Raw genomic sequence first — 21557 nt, forward strand, 5'->3', positions numbered from 1 at the left:
GAGTCCAAAACTGTTTTGACTGCTGATTAAGCGCAAAGTCGAGCCACTGCGTTCCTGTCGCGCTGCGTCGGAAAGCAAGTGGCGTTGAGCGGAGGTTTCCTCCGAACAGAACTTTGTAAGAGATGACTAATGACTAACTTTTTATTTTGAATTTTGAATTTTGAATTTTGAATTTTGAATTGATTCATTCTTCCACGCGATAGCCTAACTCTGCTAGTCTGACGCGGGAGTGTCGCCATTTTGGTTGGACTTTGACGAATAGCTCTAGGTAGACTTTACCAGCGATGAGCTTTTGAATTTGCTCGCGGGCTGCGCTACCGATGGATTTGAGCATTGAGCCACCTTTCCCGATGAGAATGCCTTTTTGGGAATCCCGCTCGACGTGGATTGTTGCGAGGACGCGGGTAATAGTTGGTGTTTCTTCGACTAAATCAATGGCGATCGCTACTGAATGAGGTACTTCTTCACGAGTCAACAGCAAAATCTGCTCACGGATTAACTCCCCCATAATAAATCGTTCTGGCTGGTCTGTTACCAAGTCTGGGGGATAATAGTACGGCCCATGCTCTAAATGCTCTACTAATAATTTTTGTAGTTGGGGCAACTCTGCACCAGTCTTAGCCGAGAATTTTACCGTCGGCCATTGATAAGCACTTGCTAATTGCTGGTAGCTATCATTTATATTCTGGGAATCGGGTGGTTGTTGGTCTACTTTATTGATGCCCAAAATTACTGGAGTTTTGCTATGGATCAATAAATCAGCAATAAAGCGATCGCCTGCACCACAAGCCACTGTACCATCGACAACAAACAGTACTACATCCACTGATTCAATAGCGAGTTTGGCATTTTTCACCAGTACTTCACCTAATTGATGATGGGGTTTGTGAATTCCTGGTGTATCAACAAAGATTAACTGCGCCTCTGGTGTAGTGACAATTCCTCTCAAACGATTGCGTGTTGTCTGCGCTACTGGTGAGGTAATAGCAATTTTTTGCCCTACTAATTGATTCATCAAAGTAGATTTACCGACATTGGGACGGCCGATAATGCCGATAAACCCTGATTTAAATTCAGGTGGAGCTTGGGGGATTGATACTTCGCCTGATAAGGAGGAGATGTGATTATCAATACTAGCCACTTTTAGTTCCGCCGTCATATTTTCTAGCTGGGATAACTTAGTTTTTTCTTTAGACACATAACCCGCATAAATTCACCCTGGGATTTTCGGGGGAACTGCCTTGCTTTAGTTTAATCTACTACTAAATATATTTAGCTTTAATCTCAAAAAATGAGATATGAATATACAAAAATCTAAAATTATCTTTCCTTGAGGGGATTGCTCTAATTTAAATATTATGCTCCTATCTGGTATACGTTTAGTTCTGAATTTCCTCAAAGTGAAATATGATCAACATTGCTTCTTGCTGAACTTTTTACTATATTTTAAAATTAAAAACTTGAAAATATGACCTTTCTTTCTAACGATAATTATAAATAATTTGTATTATGTATTGAGTCTTTTAACTTGGATGTTAATTATTTTTGAAAATTTAACTTGCACATCTTTTCGTGTTGCCTTTTGATAGTTGACAGTTGACAGTTAACCATCAGTAGTCAAGAAACTATACAAGTGACTATGTAATTTAAAAGTGTCTTAGCTTAGTTGTATATTTTAACTTTAAATTAACCATATCACTGAATTTTCTTAACCCTTATTTATAACTAGTTCGACTATGCTAACTACGGATAGGCATTATTTCTCATAAATAAGCTCTACCCCGATCAAACATGGCGAGAATATACCGTGCCTTCCCAGCAAGTGGTCTGCTGCTTTACCTCCTGCTGGGTTTATTTATTTTTGGACATCCGAATAATTAGATTTGCTCCTTTTCCGTAAGCACTGAAATTTTACGTATCATCGCTGCCAATAATTATGTCAAAAGTTTATTCAAAAACATAGAGAGTAAAATTGCATAGTTTAAATATATCTTAACTTCTTGTTTACCTAGACTTAACTTGAATTAAAGGTAATAAATATAACCTTTTGATTGCTGTGATGAAAGTCGAAAGTAATCGCTACGTTACGAGGTAATATGAATTTTTCCACCACCGTTTTACAGCGTGTATTTACTACTGCTGTGGTAACATCTGCTGTTGTTGTTACTCCTATTTTTACAGCGATCGCTCAAGCTCAAACTCTCAACGGTGCAGGAGCGACTTTTCCTGCTCCATTATACGAACGGTATGCTCGTGAAGTTAGAAAGAAGCATCCAGAACTGAGAATTAACTACCAAGCAATTGGTAGTGGTGGTGGTATTCGGCAAACAATTGCTGGAACTGTTGACTTTGGCGGTAGTGATGCAGCAATGACAGATGCTGAAATTGCTAGAGTCAAAAATGGTGTCATCCTTGTTCCCACAGCCGGTGGTGCTGTTTCTGTCGTCTATAACGTTCCGGGTGTCAACAATCTGAGATTATCCCGTACTACACTACCAGCAATTTTTTCTGGTCAAATTACAAACTGGAACGATGCCAAAATTAGAGCTGATAATCCTGGTGTAAATCTGCCAAACCAGCCTATTAGATTTGCTGTGCGTGCTGATAGTAGTGGTACAACCTTCATTTTCACAAACCACCTGAGTTCTATCAGTCCCTATTTCCGAGGCAGAATTGGTGCTAACACGGCACCCAAATGGACTTTGCCAAACGTCCTCAGAGGTAGAGGAAATCCTGGTGTAGCGGCTTTAATAGCCCGGACTCCTGGCTCTATTGGTTACGTAGAATATGCCTATGCTACCCAAAATAGACTCAGATCAGCCCAGATTCAAAACAGAAGAGGGGAATTTGTAGCGCCTTCTCTCCAATCTGCTAACGCTGCTTTATCAGCTGTCACTTTTCCAGATAATTTCCGCGTTTTTGTAGGAGATCCAGCCCAAGGATATCCCATTGTGGGACTCACCTGGATGATGATTTATAGACAGTATGCTGATGCTGCTAAATCTCAAGCTATCAAAAAGTGGATCAACTGGGTTCTAAAAGACGGTCAACAATTTAATGATGACCTTAATTACACCAGAATTCCTGATGCTGTAGCTAATCGCGTGTTGCAAACAGTCAATAACAACGTCAAACCATAGTCGGGAATTTTGATCCTGGTTTTTCTAAGTTGGGTGGGCTATATGTCCACCCTTACGAGTCCCAAAATATTGATGAATATAATTGCTGAAATTTACATGACAAATTTAGATCCACCCAATAATGAAAATCTCGGATTAACAGCTAATGATGGCGCAAATTTTTGGTTAGACAAAGGATTCACATGGTTAGTATATGTCTTTGCAGCGATCGCCGTTGCTGTATTATTTGTGATGAGTTGGATTATCTTTCTCGAAGCTAAACCAGCCATAGATAAGTTCGGTATTGGTTTTCTCTGGGGTCAAGATTGGGATACAGCTAATGAGATTTTCGGAGCATTACCTTATATTTACGGCACTTTGGTAAGTAGTGCGATCGCTATTTTTTTCGCAGTCCCTGTGAGTATAGCTGTTGCCTTAGTCACTAGTGAAAACTTTCTACCACCATCGATACAAACAACTTTAGCTTTTGTTATTGAGTTAATTGCTGCTATCCCCAGCGTCATCATTGGTTTGTGGGGAATTTTTATTTTTATTCCGGTTTTAGAACCTGTGCAACAGTGGCTAGCCAATAATTTTAAATGGATACCATTATTTAATTCCGAATTTCCAGTTGGCACAAATATGTTAACGGCTGGGATTATTTTAGCCATTATGATTTTGCCAACAATGGCAGCAATTAGTCGTGATGTATTGCGAGCCATCCCTAAAGAATTACGCAGTGCTTCTATGGCTTTGGGTGGTACTCGTTGGGAAACAATTTTTCGGGTATTGTTACCTGCGGGATTTTCGGGAATTGTCAGTGCAGCCATGCTGGCTTTAGGCAGAGCTTTAGGCGAAACAATGGCTGTAACGATGGTGATTGGCAACTCAGCGCAAATTAGTCTTTCCTTACTTGATCCAGCTTATACAATTCCTTCTGTATTAGCTAATGAATTTGCCGAAGCACAACCAGGACTGCATATTGGCGCTTTATGTTATTTAGGTTTAGTCTTATTTGCTGTCACTCTAGCGGTAAATATTGGCGCTAGGTTATTGGTGCAGTGGGTTGGTAGTAAAAATAAATAATCAACAGTTAACAGTCATCAGTCATCAGTCAACAATATGACCAATTCCCAGCCATCAGAAATTGATCAACTTCTAGCCTCAGAATTATGCAGTCCTCTACCACCAAGAAGACTTTTATTTACTTATGCCATGAATGCGATCGCTTTTGCATTCTCTGCATTTGCATTAATTCCTTTATTTTCGATTCTTTGGGAAATTATTACACGAGGAATCATCGGTTTAAAAACGGAAATGTTCGTTAAATCTGTCATCGATAACGGATTTGGGAACGCCATTTTAGGAACCATGACAGTTGTCGCTCTTGGCTCTTTATTCAGTATTCCGATAGGATTACTCACGGGCATATTTTTAGCAGAATTTGGCCAAACTAGTCCGTTAGCTCGCTTTGTCCGCTTTATCGTTAGTATCCTGACTGGTGTTCCCTCAATTGTTGTTGGGATCTTCGCTTATGGTTTGATAGTTTTGGCTACTAAACAATTTAGCGCGATCGCTGGTGGATTCGCCTTAGCCACAATTATGTTACCTATTATCGCTCTGACTACCGAAGAAGCCCTCAAACTTATTCCCATAGACCAACGCCTCGCCTCAGCAGCTTTGGGAGGAACACGCTTTCAAACTACTCTCCGTATCGTTGTCACTGCTGCTGTACCCGCAATTACCACAGGTATTTTACTAGCTGTAGCCCGCGCTGCTGGTGAAACAGCACCCCTAATTTTTACAGCTTTATTTAGTCTAGATTGGTCAGCCGGATTACTCGGCCCCACAGCTTCCTTACCAGTCTTAATTTACAACCTTTATAACGATCCTAACCCTGAAAAAAATCAACTAGTCTGGACAACTTCTATCATTTTACTTGGTTTAGTTTTGAGCGTTAGTTTGCTTTCCCGTTTAGTTACTCGTAAGAAAAAGATTAAATAAAAAATCTAAACCAAACTAATACAAAATTAATATGAAGCTAAATAGCATGATATGCCGAAAATAATTGAACGCAGATGTACGCGGAGAAACGCGGGTAAAAAAGCAGGGGAGCAGGGAGCAGGGGAGAAAAACCACCCACAAGGGGTGTTAGCGAAGCGGAACGTAGTTCGGCTTCAACCAAGGGAGCGAGAGAGCAGGGGAGCTATCGCCCACAAGGGGCGAAGTTTTAAACCTAACTTCTCCCAATAAATCAACGGATTTTATATTATGTGCAGCCTCAACTAAAATTGGTATAAAGTAAATTATTTAACTTGATCTAATTCAAAACATATGAATCAACAATTAATCCCTGCTATTAAAGTTAAAGACCTGAGCTTTTATTACAATACATCGAAAGCCATTGAAGGAATTTCAATGGATATTTACCGCAATAAAGTAACAGCAATTATCGGCCCTAGTGGTTGTGGTAAATCAACTTTTATCAAAACTCTCAACCGGATTAGCGAATTAGAAGGCCCAGTCAAAGTAGAAGGAATTGTTGATTTTTTTGGTCAAAATATTTATGACCCGCGTATTAACATTAATAGATTACGCCGCCAAATTGGTATGGTGTTTCAAAGACCTAATCCCTTCCCCATGAGCATTTATGAAAATGTGGCTTATGGTGTGAGAATATCTGCTAAATTACCACAAGCAGATTTAGATGAAATTGTTGAATCTGCCCTCAAGGGTGCAGCTTTATGGCAAGAAGTTAAAGATAAGCTAAACAAGTCAGCTTTAGGGCTTTCTGGAGGTCAACAGCAACGGCTTTGTATTGCGCGTGCTTTAGCAATTAAGCCAAAAGTTCTGTTAATGGATGAGCCTTGTTCCGCACTAGACCCCATCGCTACGATGAAAGTTGAGGAACTGATTCATAGTTTACGCTCAGAATTGACCATTGCGATCGTCACACATAATATGCAGCAAGCAACTCGTGTATCTGATTTTACAGCTTTTTTTAGTACTGATGAAAGTCGTATTGGTCAAATGGTGGAATTTGGTGTAACTACTCAAATCTTTAGCAACCCCCTCGATTCTCGTACCCGCGATTATGTTTCCGGTCGCTTTGGTTAAAGTGAAGTATTTAGCGAACACCAAAAAAAGTAGGGTGCGTCAGATGTGGAAAATTTCTAAATTTGTTGTACGAAATTAGTGGGTCTGACGCACCCTACAGTTAGTTTGATTATGACAATTGCATAAGTCCTAATATTTATGAAAACGATCAATTAGTTTCTTGGGTAAACTTCTTGTATCTGAATATTATAAAGTCTTGGTAAACTTTATCGCTGATCAGCAAACGAGTTCACCAAGACTTTTAATATATCTTATAAAATAGTAATTATTATATACTTCGTAAAATACAGAGATATAAATGACTAAGCAAGTATTGCATTACATATCTGTCTCATGAATTAATTATTACCATTTATCAGAGTGTCAAAAGAAGATTTACTCAGTGTATACACTAGTATTTTCAGTCTTTCGACAACAAAAGTAATATACTTCCTGATATTGGGGTACAGGAATGAGATAATTTCAAACGATAAACAAAAAATTACCTCGTCTTAAACTCATGAGTAAGTGTAAGTTTAGTTATGGTTGCTAACTGCTTGATTTTGACTTGATAGAATCATACCACATATCTTTGGGAAATAATTGTGATGCAAATATTTGTTTGATAAATACAAATACTGCTATCTAGCTATAAATGAATACTAGTCTTCCCCATCTGGAAGCATGACTATTCAATATTGGCTTCACAAATCGTGAAACAACAGCACTGATTTCTACTACTTTGTCGAGTCAATATTTATTGCCAGCCTTGTTATGAGTAAACTAATTCCAGCCATCAAAGTCAACAATCTCAGCTTTTATTATGACACCCAAAAAATACTTGAGGGGGTGTCTATGGAGATATATCAAAGCAAAGTAACTGCTATTATTGGCCCTAGTGGTTGTGGAAAATCTACCTTTCTTAAATGTCTCAATCGGATGAATGAACTAGAGTCAGAAGTGCGTGTAGAAGGCAGGGTAGAGTTTTTTAATCAAAATATTTATGAGCGTCGAGTTAACTTGAATCGGCTACGCCGACAAGTAAGTATGGTACATCCCAAACCGAATCTTTTCCCCATGAGTGTTTATGATAATGTGGCTTATGGAGTGAAAATAGTTGGATGGCGACCAAAATTAGAAATAGATGATATTGTAGAATCCGCGCTTAAAGATGCTGATCTGTGGGATGAAATAAAACATAAAATACACAAATCCGCCTTAGACCTTTCTGGTGGTCAACAACAGCGACTTTGTATTGCTCGTGCTTTAGCAGTTAAGCCAAAAGTTTTGTTAATGGATGAGCCTTGTTTTGGTCTTGACCCTATAGCTAGTATGAAAGTAGAAAGTTTAATTCAGAGTTTACGTCTTCGTTCTGAATTAACGATGGTGATAGTCAGCCATAATTTACCTCAGGTTAGTCGTGTATCAGATTTCACTGCATTTTTTAAAGGCAATGAAAGTCGAATTGGTCAATTAGTGGAATTTGGTCTAACTAAGAAAATATTTAACAGCCCTCATGATTCTCGCACTCGTGAATATGTTTTAAGCAGACTTGGGTAATTTGTAATAGCCTGCGACGAGGTTAAGAATAAGGTAAGTAATTAGCCAGAATTGATATTATTAGTATTTCCAGAATATTTGCGGAAGGTAAATTTGGCTAAACAGCGATTAGATAATTTATTAGTAGAGTTAAATTTATGTAATTCTCGCACTTTAGCACAGAGGCTAATTCAGGCGGGGGAAGTGACCGTTAATGAACAGGTAATTGATAAACCGGGGACAGAGGTGGATGTTGCATCTCAGATTAAAATTAAAGAGCGATCGCGCTTTGTTTCCCGTGGTGGTGAGAAACTGGCTAAGGGTTTGGAATTATTCGCCATCTCTGTAAACGGTCGTGTTTGCTTGGATGGAGGTATATCTACGGGTGGTTTTACTGATTGTTTACTCCAAGCTGGGGCAAAGCTAGTTTACGGTATCGATGTAGGTTACGGGCAAACTGATTGGGGTTTACGAAACAATCCTCAGGTGATTTTGCGCGAACGTACCAATTTACGGCAATTGCAACCTGAGGATTTATATGGTGATGGGGATGCTATTCCCGATTTGGCGGTGGTGGATGTTTCTTTTATTTCTTTAACTAAGATTTTGCCAGCTTTATGGCAATTAACTCAACACCCACGAGAAGCCGTGCTATTAGTTAAGCCACAGTTTGAAGTGGGAAAATCTCGTGTGGGTAAAAAAGGCGTTGTTCGCGATCCCCATGACCAAGCTGATGCTATTTTTCAGGTGTGGCAAGTGGCTGATAAATTAGGGTGGAAGTATAAGGGTTTAACTTGGTCACCCATTACTGGCCCGGCGGGAAATATTGAATATCTTTTATGGTTAAGCATGGAAAGCGAAACGCCATCACCAGATCTAAATGCTATTCAACAAGTTACTAAATCTGCCATGACTGATATCAAGTCGGGCTAAATATTTATCAAGAAATTGGTAATGGCTAATTGGTAATTATGTTTTACGATTAGCCGCTACAAATTACATAGTCGCTTATATGGTTTGTTGACAGTTAACTGTTAACTGTTAACCGTTAACTGTCAACACAAAATGTAGGGTAATTTTGAGATTGGCGATTTTGGATTGAATGACAATTTCAAATCCAAAATTTCCAATCTTTAGCATTAATTAAACATCATAAATCAGACATTCTAATGCTTCTGGATGGAGGTCACAGAAACTTTCTAGAGAATTTTTACGTTTTTGTGCTTGCTGTTGATGAGACTTTTCAGCTTGTAATTCTTCCACAATATCCCAAGCTACGGCGCAGTTGGGAGAACCATCACCGTTTTGTTCGCAAGTATTACGAGCTTCAGCGATCGCTGCGAGGATGGCTTTTTCTAAATTTGTAGTCCCGTTGTTGTCGGAGTTTGCGGCTGCTGGGGCTACATTGAAGGTCATTGTCATGGTTTTTCGCCTTTTTATGACTACGCTGTGACTGTTAACAGTTAACAGTTAACTGATTTCAGAGCAGATATTTCCAGTTTAGATAGGCTTTCCCAAGATTGTAGTGGTGAACACCGCCATTTTGTGAGCCAATCTTATTGGGAATTCCTCTCTTTTCATCTTGAATGGAAACAGGTATAAGTGCTGTGCTAACTGGACTATTAGCAAATAACTGCTATATCTTTTATGTTGCCTCTGAAAATCGCATTTGAACACGTTTATCAGAGGAATTTGATGGAAATTGACAATTTCTCAACAATAGTAATAATTAGGGCAATATTATTTATTTATTCTCAATATTTCATGCCTAATTCTTGTTGCAGCCGATACAGAATTGTATTTTGGTCAACTTGAGATAAGATTTCTGTAATCACAGTACTAGCGCCTAACTGCCCCCAAGTGCAGCCTTTTTCCAGATACACTTGGGCAGCTTTACCGACAGAATAAGCTCCATAACCGGCAATTCCGGCTTGAGCGATCGCACTACCAGCAAAGGCAGTAACATTTGTAGGATTATCGCCACTAGTTAAAGCCGCAGCACTTTTACCTAATCCTAATAAAAAGCTACTACCCAATTCTCCCAGCAATAAGCCACCGGAACTGATGAAGATTGTTTTTAAAATTTTTCCGGCTTCGTAGCTAGTTATAGGCAAACCATATAACCGCGCCAGAGAGCGAATTAAAGCCAAATCAGCCACGGTTCCGCCCAAGATATCAAAAAAGGCAATGGGATTTAGTCCGACAGCTAGGGCTTTGTATTTAGTAAATTGCCAGATGATATCTTCCGCCTCTTGTTGGCGGATGTCAATAGTTTTTTGAGCGATCGCTGCTTCTGCGTCCCGTGCTTGAATCAAGGCATTTAAAGCTAGGAGCGATCGGCCTTCTCGGTTGAGAATATTTAAAATGGTCTGCTTAAGTTCGTCTACCTGGGGTAGCGGAGTTTCCCATTCATAACTCACCCGGCCATCAGGCCACTCAACTCGCACCTCCATCGGTGCAGGTTCCGCCGCCACCATGACAATTTCGTCAGGTAATAAAGGCTTGGCTTGGGGGTTTCCTGCGCCTAGTTGTTGTAAATTTTGATAAATTGCCGCCTGGTCTGTATCTGGATATAAGTCAATTTTGTTAAACACCAAAATTAGTGGTTTCTGTGCCTGTCGTAATTCCAGGAGTGCTTGATATTCAGTCCGGGTAATATCTCCAGACACCACAAATAAAATTAAGTCAGCTTGACGCACCACATCCCGCGCCATTTGTGCGCGAGACTCACCCTGAATCTCATCCAGTCCTGGGGTATCAATTAACTCCACTATCACCTTGCCCCCTGGCTGCCAGCGCACAGAACGCGGCCATTGAGTCACACCATTGAGGGGGCCAGTTTGCAAAATCTTGCTTCCCAATAAAGCATTTAACACCGCCGACTTACCGCGACTCACCAAACCAAAAGCCGCAATTCTAATCACATTTGAGTCCAACTTGTTCAGTGTGGAGTTTAAAGCTTCAATTTCTGGTTTCACCAAACCAGCCAACTCTGGGTTAGATGATAAATGCCCCGATTTACGAAGATATCCATACCAAGACAGTGCTTGTCTCAAGCTGGCACGGGCGCGGTTTAAATGAGTTTCTTGGAGATTACGCACGGGGTTAGGATAAACAACAAGTTACATTTCTATTTTGATCTAATTCCGAACCTGTCTGTATTGTTGATCAGGTGATTAAATTGCGAGAATTCCAGGTGTCCAGATCCCCGACTTCTCCAAGAAGTCGGGGATCTTGTTTTTCGGTTATTTTTACTTCAAAGTGCAAATTAACTGGGCGCGATAATGCCCAATAGCACGATAACAGAAGTATGAAAGCGTGAATACAAAACTCCTCATCACTCCTCAAGAACTCACGTCTTTATTAGCACTAAAGTCATTTAAAACCGTTATTATCGATACACGCGCTCCAGAAGATTATGCAGTTGCTCACATTCCTGAAGCTGTCAATATTCGAGATTTTTTCACTTATCTTTTAGAAGATTCTTCTCCTACTGGCTTAAAGAACTTGCAAGAATATTTTGCACAAATTATGAGCAATCTGGGAATATCTGGGGGGGAGAGAATAATTGTCTATGAAGATGCGTTCAATAGAGGCTATGGACAATCTTGTCGATCTGCTTTTTTACTCAAGTATTTGGGTTGTCCTCAAGTATCTGTTTTACATGGAGGATATCAAGCTTGGCTGGCTGCTGGTTTACCCACCACCGATGAAGTTCCTGAAGGGGATAGCAGTATCTTTAGATTACGTCCCCAAGCTGAGATGATAGTGACGACAAGCCAGATGTTAGAGGCAGTGGACAATCCAGCCATTATAAAATTAGATGTGCGCGATCGCCCCGAATGGCAAGGACTGAGTTCTTCTCCCTACGGTGCTGATTTTTGTCCCCGCAAAGGACGAATCCCCAACGCTATCTGGTTGGAATGGCATCTTTTCATGAAATCCGAAGCGGGAATCCCCATGTTCCGTTCCCTATCAGAAATCTTAGACATTTGTCAATCCGTCGGTATTACTTCCGAGTCTACTGTATATGTCTACTGCTTTAAAGGCTCTAGGGCTGCTAATACAATTATGGCTCTCCATGAAGTGGGAATTGCTGCTAGGAATTATTTTGGCTCTTGGAATGAGTGGTCGCGTGACTTTTCTTTACCGATAGATAGTCAAGTAATTGATTTGTAATGATTTCTTAAATTTTGCATTTTTGCAACAAATCTATTACTTTGCAGAATTCCAGGGAATACTGGGGAAGTGTTGTTTTCTCCCAGATGTTTTTATGCGTCAATTATTTCAGGATCTACGTAATTGGGTGATAGTTGGTCTATTGTGCCTAGTTTTAAGTTGGTCTTTGCCAGTACAAGCAGCCAGCCGCATCAGTCCCAAACTAGAAGAACAGGTTTTACAAATTCTCCGCGAACATCCAGACGTAATTATTGATTCTGTTCAAGTTTACCAGCAGCAACAACAAGAGCAAGTAAATCAAATACGCCAGGCATTTCTTCAAGATTTAAAAACTAATCCACAAGCGGTAATTGGCGATTCTCCTACTACCAACGCCACTCAATCAAAGGCGGTAGTCGTAGAATTTTCTGATTTTCAATGTCCTTACTGTGCGAAAGCCCATGACACATTGAAACAGTTACTAGCCAAGCATCCGGGTGAAATAACCTTAGTTTATAAACATCTACCTTTGATACCTATTCATAATGAAGCTATGCCAGCAGCTAAAGCAGCTTGGGCAGCAACTCAGCAAGGTAAGTTCTGGGAATATCACGATGCTTTGTTTACTAATCAAAAGCAACTTGGTGAAACTTTGTATTTAGATATTGCCAAAAAACTCAATCTGGACTTAGAAAAGTTTAACAGCGATCGCCTGCTTGCTGATGCTGCAATTAGTAAAGATATCCAAATCGCTCAAAAGTTAGCTATTGCTGGCACACCTTTCTTCATCATGAATAGTAAAAATTTCTCTGGTGGCATAGAGTTATCAGAAATAGAAAACAAATTGGCTGAGGCTAGTTAATTAGGGGTATAGGGGTGTAGGGGTGTGAATAAAACTCTAATCTTTGTTGAATGGCTGGGATATCGATTTCAATTTTTAGTTCTTTTACTTACACCCTTACACCCTCAAAGTTACCAAAGATTTAATTGATTAGGTGGATAATCCAGATGATTCCACGGTAGCGGTGGGACTGGTAAACCGTTGTGTTCTAATAGTTTTTGGAAGTGACGGGCAGTGTTAGGCGATCGCTCTTCTATGGGACAATGAACAAAGAAGTAGATTCTTGTCCCTGCTTGTAACCATTGTTGAATCTGTTGCACCCACTCTTCCATAAATGGTTGATTCACCGCCAAATTAGGATGGGAAATAAACCTAATCAGGCTAAAAGGTGCAGTTACGCTAAATTGTAACGGTAATTTCGGTTTACGTCGTTCTGATTGTAACTGGGGGTCATCATCTCCCGTGTAGATTGGGCGTGAATCCAGTAGTACCCTTCCCACGCCCAGAGTTTCTAAAAGCTGTGTCAAATTACTTGTATGGGGTTCTCGAAACCAGTCAGGATGTCTGACTTCTAAGGCTAGGGGTGCTGTTGTGCGCGGCCAAGCTTCCAAAAAACTCACCAAATCGTCAATTAATGCTGGTGCATAACTTGGCGGTAACTGGGCAAATATAGGGCCAAGACGCTTACCCAAAGGCTGCATCCCCTCCAGAAATTTTAAAGCGGCGGGAATATGGGGTTTTAATAAACCTTGATGGGTAATATCCCGTGGTAATTTCAAACAAAACTCAAAGCCTGGTGGTGTTTCTTTTGCCCAACGGCTGACAGTTTCTTGATTTGGTATTGCGTAGAAAGTAGTATTACCTTCTACCGTAGTAAAGCGACGACTGTAAAGGTGAAGAAATTCCCCAGCACGACTTCCTTGGGGATAAAGTTCGCCTACCCAACCCTTATAAGCCCAAACAGCACAACCAATGGAGAAGTTCACAAGCTTTGGCAAAACAGTCCACGAGAAAATATTGAGTTCACATACTTAATATTAGAAGGGATTGGGGGCTAAAGGTAGGCTATTGACAGAAAATAGATGCTTTTGGCTGAATTGATCAGACTGAGATAATTTGAGCCGGTGGGCATTGCCCACCCTAAGTGTATTTCAAAAATCAAGTATGAGTTCTATATCAGATATAAGTATCTAAAAACACATTATGAATCTAATATTAAGCAATTAAGCTGTTATATGAAGGTTTATTGACTTTTTTCCTAAATACTCTAACTGTCCTTGTGCTTTTTTGAAAAGTTTGAAAGAGTAGGCATGGTCAATCTTCAGAATAAGGTTGTTCCTTAAATTCAGGCATTAATTGTGTCTATCAAGTTTGGAGTCATAAACATGAAAAGTATTTTCACCAAGATTGCGGCGATCGCTGCAACCAGTGCAGCTACTATGACAATTGTGGCTGGTGTAAACAACCAGGCTCAAGCTGCTGATTTCAACTTTAACTGGCTAGGTGATGGTGGTTATTCTGCAACAGGTTCATTCAGTTACGACGAAGCTACTGCACCAACAATCATTTCCGAAAGTGGTAGTGGAGCCACCAATGTTTTAGAATCCCTGAGTGTCTCTTTCTTCGATCCATCTAATAATCTTTTGGGAACTTATAACACTGTCAGTGGTGGAGTATCAGCATCTAACTTCTTTGCTTTTAACTTTGATACTTCTAGTCAGACATTGTTTGGCCCCTTGAACATAGGCGGTGGAACTGGTGTAATTGGAGAATATTTCTTTTCGGGAACGGTTGGCAATTCTTTGACATTACGTCAGGATGTTGATCAAGCAGGAACCTCAATCACACTAGATCAAAATTCTGGTGCGATTCAAGTATCCTCAGTCCCTGAACCTACCGCTATTTTAGGTTTACTGGCATTTGGTACATTGGGTCTAGGTTCAATGTCGAAGAAGAAAAAGCAAGTATCTTGTTAGAAATTTATGTTTTTTAGGCTGAGTTTTTAAGTCTTGAAAGTGCAACAAATCATTTATTAAAAGCGTGTTACTGGAAAAATATAGACAAACCTTTTAAAGCAATTTACTGACTTTCCAAGCATTTTTATTAACTACACCTTCAGGAAGTTTGCCAGAAACCATCTCAGTAACACGCTGATTTCTTACGAGCAATATATTTACAGCAGTGAACAGGGAATAGAAGCTATCCAAAAAAATGGGAGAATAAGCAGACTTCAAAATTTATCATCATGAAATTTATTGGTATCGATTTAGGTTGGAAGTCTCAACCAAGTGGCTTGTGCTGCTTACAATTAATTGAGGGTAAGTTAGAGATAGTTGATTTAGATCGTCAAGATGCGATCGCTCACATTTTCGCCTGGATTGATACCTTGGTGCAACCAGAAGAACCCGCCATCATTGGCGTAGATGCACCCACTCTTATACCTAACTTGACGGGAAGTCGTCTCCCTGACAAACTCACCCATAAGTATTTCGGTAAATATCACGCCGGTTGTTACCCCGCCAACCAAAGTCTAGCTTTTGCAGAACGGACTATAAATTTTGGCTTAGAATTAGAATCTCGCGGTTTTATCCATGCGCCTACAATAGAAGCGCAAAAATTAGGCAGATATCAAATAGAAGTTTTTCCTCATCCGGCGATAGTTCACCTATTTAACTTAGAACGCATACTTAAATATAAAAAAGGGCGCATCAATGAGCGCCGCTTAGAATTAATCAAACTTTATCAATATATTGTGGAAATCCTCCCCACCCTTGAGCCTACTTTGAGTGTAAAAAAGTTGTCTCTTGGTGAGATTCCCCACACAGGTGCAGAACTGAAAGCCGCCGAAGACAAGCTAGATAGCTTAATTTGTGCTTACGTAGCTGCACATTGGTGGTATTGGGGAGAACAACGTAACTTAGTATTAGGCGATCGCACTACTGGTTACATTGTCATCCCCAAATCAGTGCTGAGTCCTGAATTGTAATTCCCAGCACTGTTTTGTTTTACTCCGCCCAAGCAATCAACCTGGGTTCATAAGGACTAGACAAGTGTGGGTGTTTTGGCAATACGCGCAAGGATAAGCCTTGTAAACCGGAGGTGGTATAAAGGATATTAGCCGTATAAACACTCAAACTATCAGTATCCTGTCCTTGGTAATCCATGACTACAGGTACAGCGTTGACAATATCGCCATTGGCATCAATGGAACCTTGATATAGCTCAACTTGCACATCATCATTGTTTAATGTTGTCAAGTCTACTTTGGCTTTGACAGCAACGGTTTGATTAACTTCAATATCTGCGCCTGCGGATACATCGATGTCTTTGATTTTGATGTTAAACCAGTGGTCAGTAAGTTTGGCTTTCCAATCTGCTAATTCTTTAGCTGGGGCATAATTATCAGATGTTAAAGTATGATAGCGATCGCTTGCTGGGAAATAAGCCCGTTGAGCATATTCCCTGACCATCCGCGCTGTATTAAAGAAGGGACAGTTTAACCGAATAGCATCTTTCATTTTGGCAACCCAAGGTCTGGGTAAACCATCGATATCGCGGTGGTCGTAAAATAAGGGTACGACTTCTTTTTCCAGTAAATCATAGAGCGCATTGGCTTCTACTTCATCCTGGTAGTTGGGATCTTCGTAATTTTCCCCATGTCCAATCGCCCAGCCTGTGCGGACGTAATCGGCTTCATCCCACCAACCATCTAACACACTCAGGTTAGGTAAGCCATTCATGGCGGCTTTCATTCCACTTGTACCAGATGCTTCTCTGGGACGGCGGGGTGTGTTTAACCAAATATCGCAACCAGCAACCATCAACCGGGAAATATGGATATCGTAGTTGGGAACAAACACTATTTGTTTTTCTAAGTGTTGTTCGCGGATAAAGTGATTAATTTCGCGGATAAGTTCTTTCCCTGGAATGTCTTTGGGGTGGGCTTTCCCAGCGATGACAAATTGTACCTTGCGGTCTTTGTTACCTAATAAGATGCGTTTAATCCGTTCCACATCGCGCATCCACAGAGTAGCGCGTTTATAGGTGGCAAAACGACGGGCAAAGCCAATAGTTAATACGTTGGGGTCTAGAACTTCCTGGGCTTGGAAAATTTCGGAAGCAGAAGCACCGCGATCGCGCAGGTGTTTAACCAAATGGTCACGCACATACAGTATCATGTCCAAGCGACATCGTTCGTGATTCCGCCACAACTCCTCATCAGGAATTGCATCCATCCGTTCCCACAATTGGTTGTCTGGTGGTGCTGATGACCAATTTGGCCCCAAGTAGCGATCGTATAATTCCTGAGTTGATTTGGCAACGCAACTACGGGCATGAACACCGTTGGTAATTGCCGCAATTGGTACTTCCTCAACAGGAACCTTTTTCCACAAACCTTGGAACATTTGCCGGGAAACCACACCGTGTAACTGGGCTACACCGTTAGAAAATGTTGCCATCTTCAACGCCAGCACCGCCATACTGAACGGCCCAGATAAATCACCTGTATTTTCTCGCCCCAACCCTAAAAATTGCTCTTTGGGTAAGCCAAAGATGTCTGCATAATAACCAAGGTAATACAGAATCTTGTCAGGAGGAAATAAGTCGATTCCTGCCGGTACTGGTGTATGGGTTGTAAAGATGTTACTGGAACTCACCACCTGTTTAGCTTCCGCGTAACTCAACCCCTCTTCTTGAATTAACAAGCGGATACGTTCTAGGGCTGAGAAGGCGGCGTGACCTTCATTCATGTGGTAAGCCGTGACTTCATAACCCAAAGCCTTCAACATCTGCACACCACCAATACCCAACATAATTTCTTGGTGGATACGCATATCGATATCACCACCATAGAGTTGGTCTGTGATGTCGTGGTCGTAGGGGTTATTCGGTTCAATATTCGTGTCCAGCATATACAAGGGAACTGTTCCCACCTGTACCCGCCAAACTCTCGCATACACCTTGCGTCCGGGGTAATCCACCGCAATCTGCAATTCTGAACCATCAGGATTGCGTTCTAGGTGCAAGGTCATATTGTAGAAATCGTTAATCGGGTAACGTTCTTGCTGCCAGCCGTCGGCATTGAGATACTGAGCAAAGTAACCTTGCTGGTATAGTAAACCCACACCAACCAATGGTAGACCTAAATCACTAGCTGATTTCAGATGATCCCCTGCCAGAACACCCAAACCACCGGAATAAACGGGTAGACAATCTACCAGCCCAAATTCAGCCGAAAAATAGGCGTAACATTCCTTTGGCTGCTGATTGCGCTGTTTGCGATACCAGCTACGTTCTTGTAAGTAGTCATCTAATTGACGGTTAGCACGATCCAACTGTGCCAGGAAGCCTTCATCTTCCACGACTTCCAAAAGCCGCCCTTGACTGATTGTACCCAGCATTAGTACGGGATTGTGGTGGCTAGATTCCCACAAATCTGGGTCTAAGCGACGAAATAAATCTTTAGTCTCAACGTTCCAATCCCAGTGCAAATTATACGCCAGTCGCCGCAACGGCTCAAGTCGCGGCGGCAAGGAAGGAGAAACATTGAATGTACGAATCGGCTGCATAGGTTAGCAAAGCTCCCAGTTTAGCTATGGATATTGTTCACTGTCTTTCCCCAATGTTGCCAATTCTTTATACTATGTTTGTAAAATTGCCATGACTTTGTTAAGGAATGGAAATCTTTCCGTCTATACCTGCTAAACTTCGTGTCATCAGTCTTTTTATTAGATAACTGGGTGGAAAAACTTGTATCTCAGGTGTGAAAATCTCCAGATTCTCTTAAAGATTATTGTAGATCACCGACTTCTTCAAAGCAGTCGGTGATCTAATTAGTACCAAGGGAAGGCTGATCTGGTGAATTTTTGGGCATCGTCAGCGCGACTGCGGCGGCAAACGTCATCTCTGCGGCTATCTGATAAGCAAGTTTAATATTAGACTTCTTGTCTCTGCTATTGTTAGATGTGTAGGATTTATGGCGGGGTAATTCCTGCTTGACCTTACCAGAGGCGATCGCCCGTTGTAAGATGATCAACGCATCTACATCTTCTGAATCAAAGTTTGTTTTTAGCAGCACTTGAATTTGGTTTTGATCAGCAATACTCAAATAACCAGTATTTAAAGCTTGTTGGGCGATATCCTGAATTAAAACCATAATCCGTGCCAACCGTGTAAGTTTATAGTAATACCTGATACTGCCAATTTTTGGGCGATCGTAGAACGTTGAACAATGGGAAGTATATCGGGACTGTTTCCAAAATCTACAACAACTGACAGCCAAAACACATCCCCCAACTGGCTCACCTGATTGGGGGATTTGCACATTTTCGGCTATTTTTAGTATTGACAATTAAAAAAGTATTGTGTGTTGCATTTGCCAGTGATTTATCCAAAATTGTCTCTTAATCTGACTTAATGCAAATTTGGTAAATAGAACCTATATTTAATTTCATTTTTGACAAAAATTAAGTACAGCCCCATCAGGACTTTTCACTCATCCCTATCTACATAACCACGCCTATCTATGCCACAGCCAATATAAATCACATCTGACTTGTATATCTAGCGATCGCTTTACTTAGTAGTTTGATTATAATACAGTGAAATCTAATATACATTAGACCGAAAACCAAAAATATTTCTGCAACAAAAACATTCAATATTAAACAGTAAACTTCGCTACCACGATTTTATATATTGGTTTTTATGGCTAAATTTATCTTGATTTAATATTTGCTTCAACCCCAAATATCAATTTACTTTTTTCCGGATATATTTCATGGTATCTTCTGACAAGAATACCAGTAAGTGGCATGAGAAACTTAACTATAAATATGTGGCTTTGTTTACATAAAACTCATTTTCGTTATTAACAACACATCAAATTTATTACAATTCAATAACATTGAATAAACTATTTCTTGCGGTTGATCCACAAACAATAAAATGTGTTATGCTGGTGAGCAATTATTATTAAAAACCATTCATGTGATTATAAACGTGATTAGGTTAGTTCGTAAATCATCAGTGTGCAACATGATGAGAGCAGCATACTCTAAAAATTCGTTGCCGGAGAGTCGCCATAGCAATCGGGGAAGCGCTTACTTGTTTGCACCGATGGTGAATTTTAATGTGATGGCTGAAGTTGGAGATACTCCACCATAACTTGGTTATATTCCAGTAGAATACCAAGTATTATTCAACACAAATTACATTTTGATATCTAGACAAATTCCCTCAAAAATTTTATTTAGTCTGGGCAAAATGTAGTTGAGTTGACGAAAGCTTGTTTAATCGGGTTGTGAAAAATAATTCGCTACATCTATAGCGGATGTCAGACTAAAAATAACTATAGCCATCTGTTGCTATTGTCTAACAGTAGTGAAATTAGTCTGTCTCAAGCTAGATCAACTCATAATTTAATAATCTGAGTTTTGACACTGTAATTATCTGAGCATTAGCTTTTGTTTAGTCGGAGATAACAATAGCAACAATCTTGGAAAGATTGATTGATAAATACCACCAAGGTGTGTTGTTGCCAGCAACGCAGCTAATCAAATCGAATGCAGAAAAACGGCAGATTTATTCTGTCATATCTTGGAAGAATTACAGATGTTATAAACCTGGATTTTGGTTTAAAAATACTGGGAATTATATCCAGCATAGTGGGTATTTATGGATCAATACTCACTAAAATTAGCCTGGATAAATATCAGGATAATTGGCACTACATAACCAAAGATACATATCCAACACACCAGCCACATTGTTCACAATATTTATCGGATAACTTAATCATGAATCATCAGAGATATTCGGCGAAATTACAGCGATTTCAGGAACTTTTGGCAATCACTGTTTTCGGTAATATTCCCACACTACTGCTAGGCCCAAAATTAAGGAATCTCGTATATCGAATGATTTTTGCCCGCATAGGCAGCCCTGTATATATTCAACATGGAGTAGAATTTACCAACGCTTCTAGTATTGAAATTGGCAATAGTGTGCATCTATTCAAAGGTGTACGTCTTGATGCGAAAGGGCATCCAAATAATAAAATTTATTTGGCAGATGGAGTGGCAATTGAGCGCAACGTTGATATAGGTTGTCTGGAAAATACGTGTATTCACATTGACGTGGAAACTTTCATTGCTTCTGATGTTTGTATTTCTGGGCCAGGAGACATCACAATTGGTAAGCGTTGTATGATTGCTGCTCATTCCGGTATATATGCCAACAATCACAACTTTACAGACCCGATATTACCGATCAAATACCAAGGTGTGACTCGTAAAGGGATTGTGATTGAGGATGATTGTTGGTTAGGACATGGAGTCACAGTATTGGATGGTGTGACTATTGGTAAAGGAAGTGTCATTGGCGCAGGGGCAGTTGTCACCAAAGATATTCCCCCATTCTCCGTAGCTGTAGGCGCACCTGCACGAGTAATTAAAAGCCGTGTTGCCCAGGATTTAGTTGCATCTGGAGATTAGGGATGGGTATCAAAGGAAGAAGCAATTACCAATTAACGAAATCGATATAATTCCTAACTTTTACCAATTTATCCTCAAAATAGGAAACCTCCGGCTGAAGAAAACGTCACAAGATGAACTAGTTAACAACTAAATCTTATTCAGGGTCATCCACTGGGTCAGAAAAAACTGAGCATTACCTAAGGAAACTAAACATGGTCTTAACGACCACTGCGGCACTCTCAAAAAGTAACGAGATGCGGGTAATATAAAGAAACTACCTTTTCTGCATGGCAGATACTGAGGACGAAGCTCTACCTTTTGGAGATA

At 40.3% G+C, this 21557-nt stretch carries 19 protein-coding genes; 12 read left to right on the forward strand and 7 right to left on the reverse strand.

Annotation, left to right across the window (positions count from 1 at the left end; genetic code table 11):
- Positions 1–184 precede the first annotated feature (184 nt).
- Positions 185–1159, reverse strand: coding sequence for a GTPase Era (era, locus tag H6G14_RS19685; RefSeq protein ID WP_190569055.1), 975 nt, complete (start codon positions 1157–1159; stop codon positions 185–187).
- Between the two features lie 937 nt (positions 1160–2096).
- Between era and pstS the strand changes: the two genes are divergently transcribed.
- The 6 genes from pstS (at position 2097) to H6G14_RS19715 (ending at position 8687) form a co-directional block, all read left to right on the forward strand.
- Positions 2097–3140 carry a phosphate ABC transporter substrate-binding protein PstS gene (gene pstS, locus H6G14_RS19690; RefSeq protein ID WP_190569008.1) on the forward strand — a complete coding sequence of 348 codons (1044 nt, stop codon included), beginning with the start codon at positions 2097–2099 and terminating at the stop codon, positions 3138–3140.
- A gap of 96 nt (positions 3141–3236) precedes the next feature.
- Positions 3237–4205, forward strand: a complete 969-nt coding sequence (gene pstC / locus H6G14_RS19695) for a phosphate ABC transporter permease subunit PstC (RefSeq protein ID WP_422394087.1) — start codon at positions 3237–3239, stop codon at positions 4203–4205.
- A gap of 36 nt (positions 4206–4241) precedes the next feature.
- Positions 4242–5123 (forward strand): phosphate ABC transporter permease PstA, encoded by an 882-nt coding sequence (pstA, locus tag H6G14_RS19700; RefSeq protein WP_190569010.1) that lies wholly within the window; start codon positions 4242–4244, stop codon positions 5121–5123.
- A gap of 330 nt (positions 5124–5453) precedes the next feature.
- Positions 5454–6236: a phosphate ABC transporter ATP-binding protein PstB gene (pstB, locus tag H6G14_RS19705; protein WP_190569011.1), complete on the forward strand. Its 783-nt coding sequence runs from the start codon at positions 5454–5456 to the stop codon at positions 6234–6236.
- 753 nt (positions 6237–6989) lie between these two features.
- Positions 6990–7775: a phosphate ABC transporter ATP-binding protein gene (locus H6G14_RS19710; RefSeq protein WP_190569012.1), complete on the forward strand. Its 786-nt coding sequence runs from the start codon at positions 6990–6992 to the stop codon at positions 7773–7775.
- A 93-nt stretch (positions 7776–7868) separates the two neighbouring features.
- Complete coding sequence (locus H6G14_RS19715) at positions 7869–8687, forward strand: TlyA family RNA methyltransferase (RefSeq protein WP_190569013.1); 819 nt, start codon at positions 7869–7871, stop codon at positions 8685–8687.
- A gap of 210 nt (positions 8688–8897) precedes the next feature.
- Here the strand turns inward: H6G14_RS19715 and H6G14_RS19720 are convergent, their stop codons facing one another.
- Both H6G14_RS19720 and H6G14_RS19725 read right to left on the reverse strand, forming a co-directional pair.
- Positions 8898–9176, reverse strand: coding sequence for a Calvin cycle protein CP12 (locus tag H6G14_RS19720; RefSeq protein WP_011321179.1), 279 nt, complete (start codon positions 9174–9176; stop codon positions 8898–8900).
- Between the two features lie 332 nt (positions 9177–9508).
- Positions 9509–10855 carry a DUF697 domain-containing protein gene (locus H6G14_RS19725; RefSeq protein ID WP_190569014.1) on the reverse strand — a complete coding sequence of 449 codons (1347 nt, stop codon included), beginning with the start codon at positions 10853–10855 and terminating at the stop codon, positions 9509–9511.
- Between the two features lie 217 nt (positions 10856–11072).
- Here H6G14_RS19725 and H6G14_RS19730 point away from each other — a divergent pair, with 217 nt between their 5' ends.
- Entirely contained in the window at positions 11073–11933 is an 861-nt protein-coding gene (locus tag H6G14_RS19730; protein WP_190569015.1) for a rhodanese-like domain-containing protein, read from the forward strand.
- A 94-nt stretch (positions 11934–12027) separates the two neighbouring features.
- Entirely contained in the window at positions 12028–12774 is a 747-nt protein-coding gene (locus H6G14_RS19735) for a DsbA family protein (protein ID WP_190569016.1), read from the forward strand.
- A 110-nt stretch (positions 12775–12884) separates the two neighbouring features.
- Here the strand turns inward: H6G14_RS19735 and H6G14_RS19740 are convergent, their stop codons facing one another.
- Positions 12885–13739 (reverse strand): DUF72 domain-containing protein, encoded by an 855-nt coding sequence (locus H6G14_RS19740; RefSeq protein ID WP_190569017.1) that lies wholly within the window; start codon positions 13737–13739, stop codon positions 12885–12887.
- Between the two features lie 399 nt (positions 13740–14138).
- On the opposite strand from H6G14_RS19740, the gene H6G14_RS19745 reads away from it, so the two are divergent.
- Positions 14139–14729, forward strand: coding sequence for a PEP-CTERM sorting domain-containing protein (locus tag H6G14_RS19745; protein ID WP_190569018.1), 591 nt, complete (start codon positions 14139–14141; stop codon positions 14727–14729).
- Between the two features lie 269 nt (positions 14730–14998).
- Positions 14999–15739 carry a DUF429 domain-containing protein gene (locus tag H6G14_RS19750; RefSeq protein ID WP_190569019.1) on the forward strand — a complete coding sequence of 247 codons (741 nt, stop codon included), beginning with the start codon at positions 14999–15001 and terminating at the stop codon, positions 15737–15739.
- Positions 15740–15758: 19 nt separating this feature from the next.
- Here H6G14_RS19750 and glgP read toward each other — a convergent pair whose 3' ends face one another.
- The 3 genes from glgP to H6G14_RS19765 form a co-directional block, all read right to left on the reverse strand.
- Positions 15759–18323, reverse strand: a complete 2565-nt coding sequence (gene glgP, locus H6G14_RS19755) for an alpha-glucan family phosphorylase (protein ID WP_190569020.1) — start codon at positions 18321–18323, stop codon at positions 15759–15761.
- 260 nt (positions 18324–18583) lie between these two features.
- On the reverse strand, positions 18584–18910 hold the full coding sequence (locus H6G14_RS19760; protein WP_190569021.1) for a hypothetical protein: 327 nt from the start codon (positions 18908–18910) through the stop codon (positions 18584–18586).
- A complete protein-coding gene (locus H6G14_RS19765) occupies positions 18901–19080 on the reverse strand; it encodes a hypothetical protein (protein ID WP_190569022.1) in 180 nt (59 codons plus the stop codon). The genes H6G14_RS19760 and H6G14_RS19765 overlap by 10 nt, the downstream gene beginning before the upstream one ends.
- A 711-nt stretch (positions 19081–19791) precedes the next feature.
- Between H6G14_RS19765 and H6G14_RS34045 the strand changes: the two genes are divergently transcribed.
- Both H6G14_RS34045 and H6G14_RS19770 read left to right on the forward strand, forming a co-directional pair.
- Positions 19792–19920: a hypothetical protein gene (locus H6G14_RS34045; protein ID WP_255449162.1), complete on the forward strand. Its 129-nt coding sequence runs from the start codon at positions 19792–19794 to the stop codon at positions 19918–19920.
- A gap of 632 nt (positions 19921–20552) precedes the next feature.
- Positions 20553–21248, forward strand: coding sequence for an acyltransferase (locus tag H6G14_RS19770; RefSeq protein WP_190569023.1), 696 nt, complete (start codon positions 20553–20555; stop codon positions 21246–21248).
- The last annotated feature ends 309 nt before the right edge of the window (positions 21249–21557 follow it).

This window comes from Nostoc parmelioides FACHB-3921 (assembly GCF_014696625.1).
Classification (GTDB): domain Bacteria; phylum Cyanobacteriota; class Cyanobacteriia; order Cyanobacteriales; family Nostocaceae; genus Trichormus; species Trichormus parmelioides.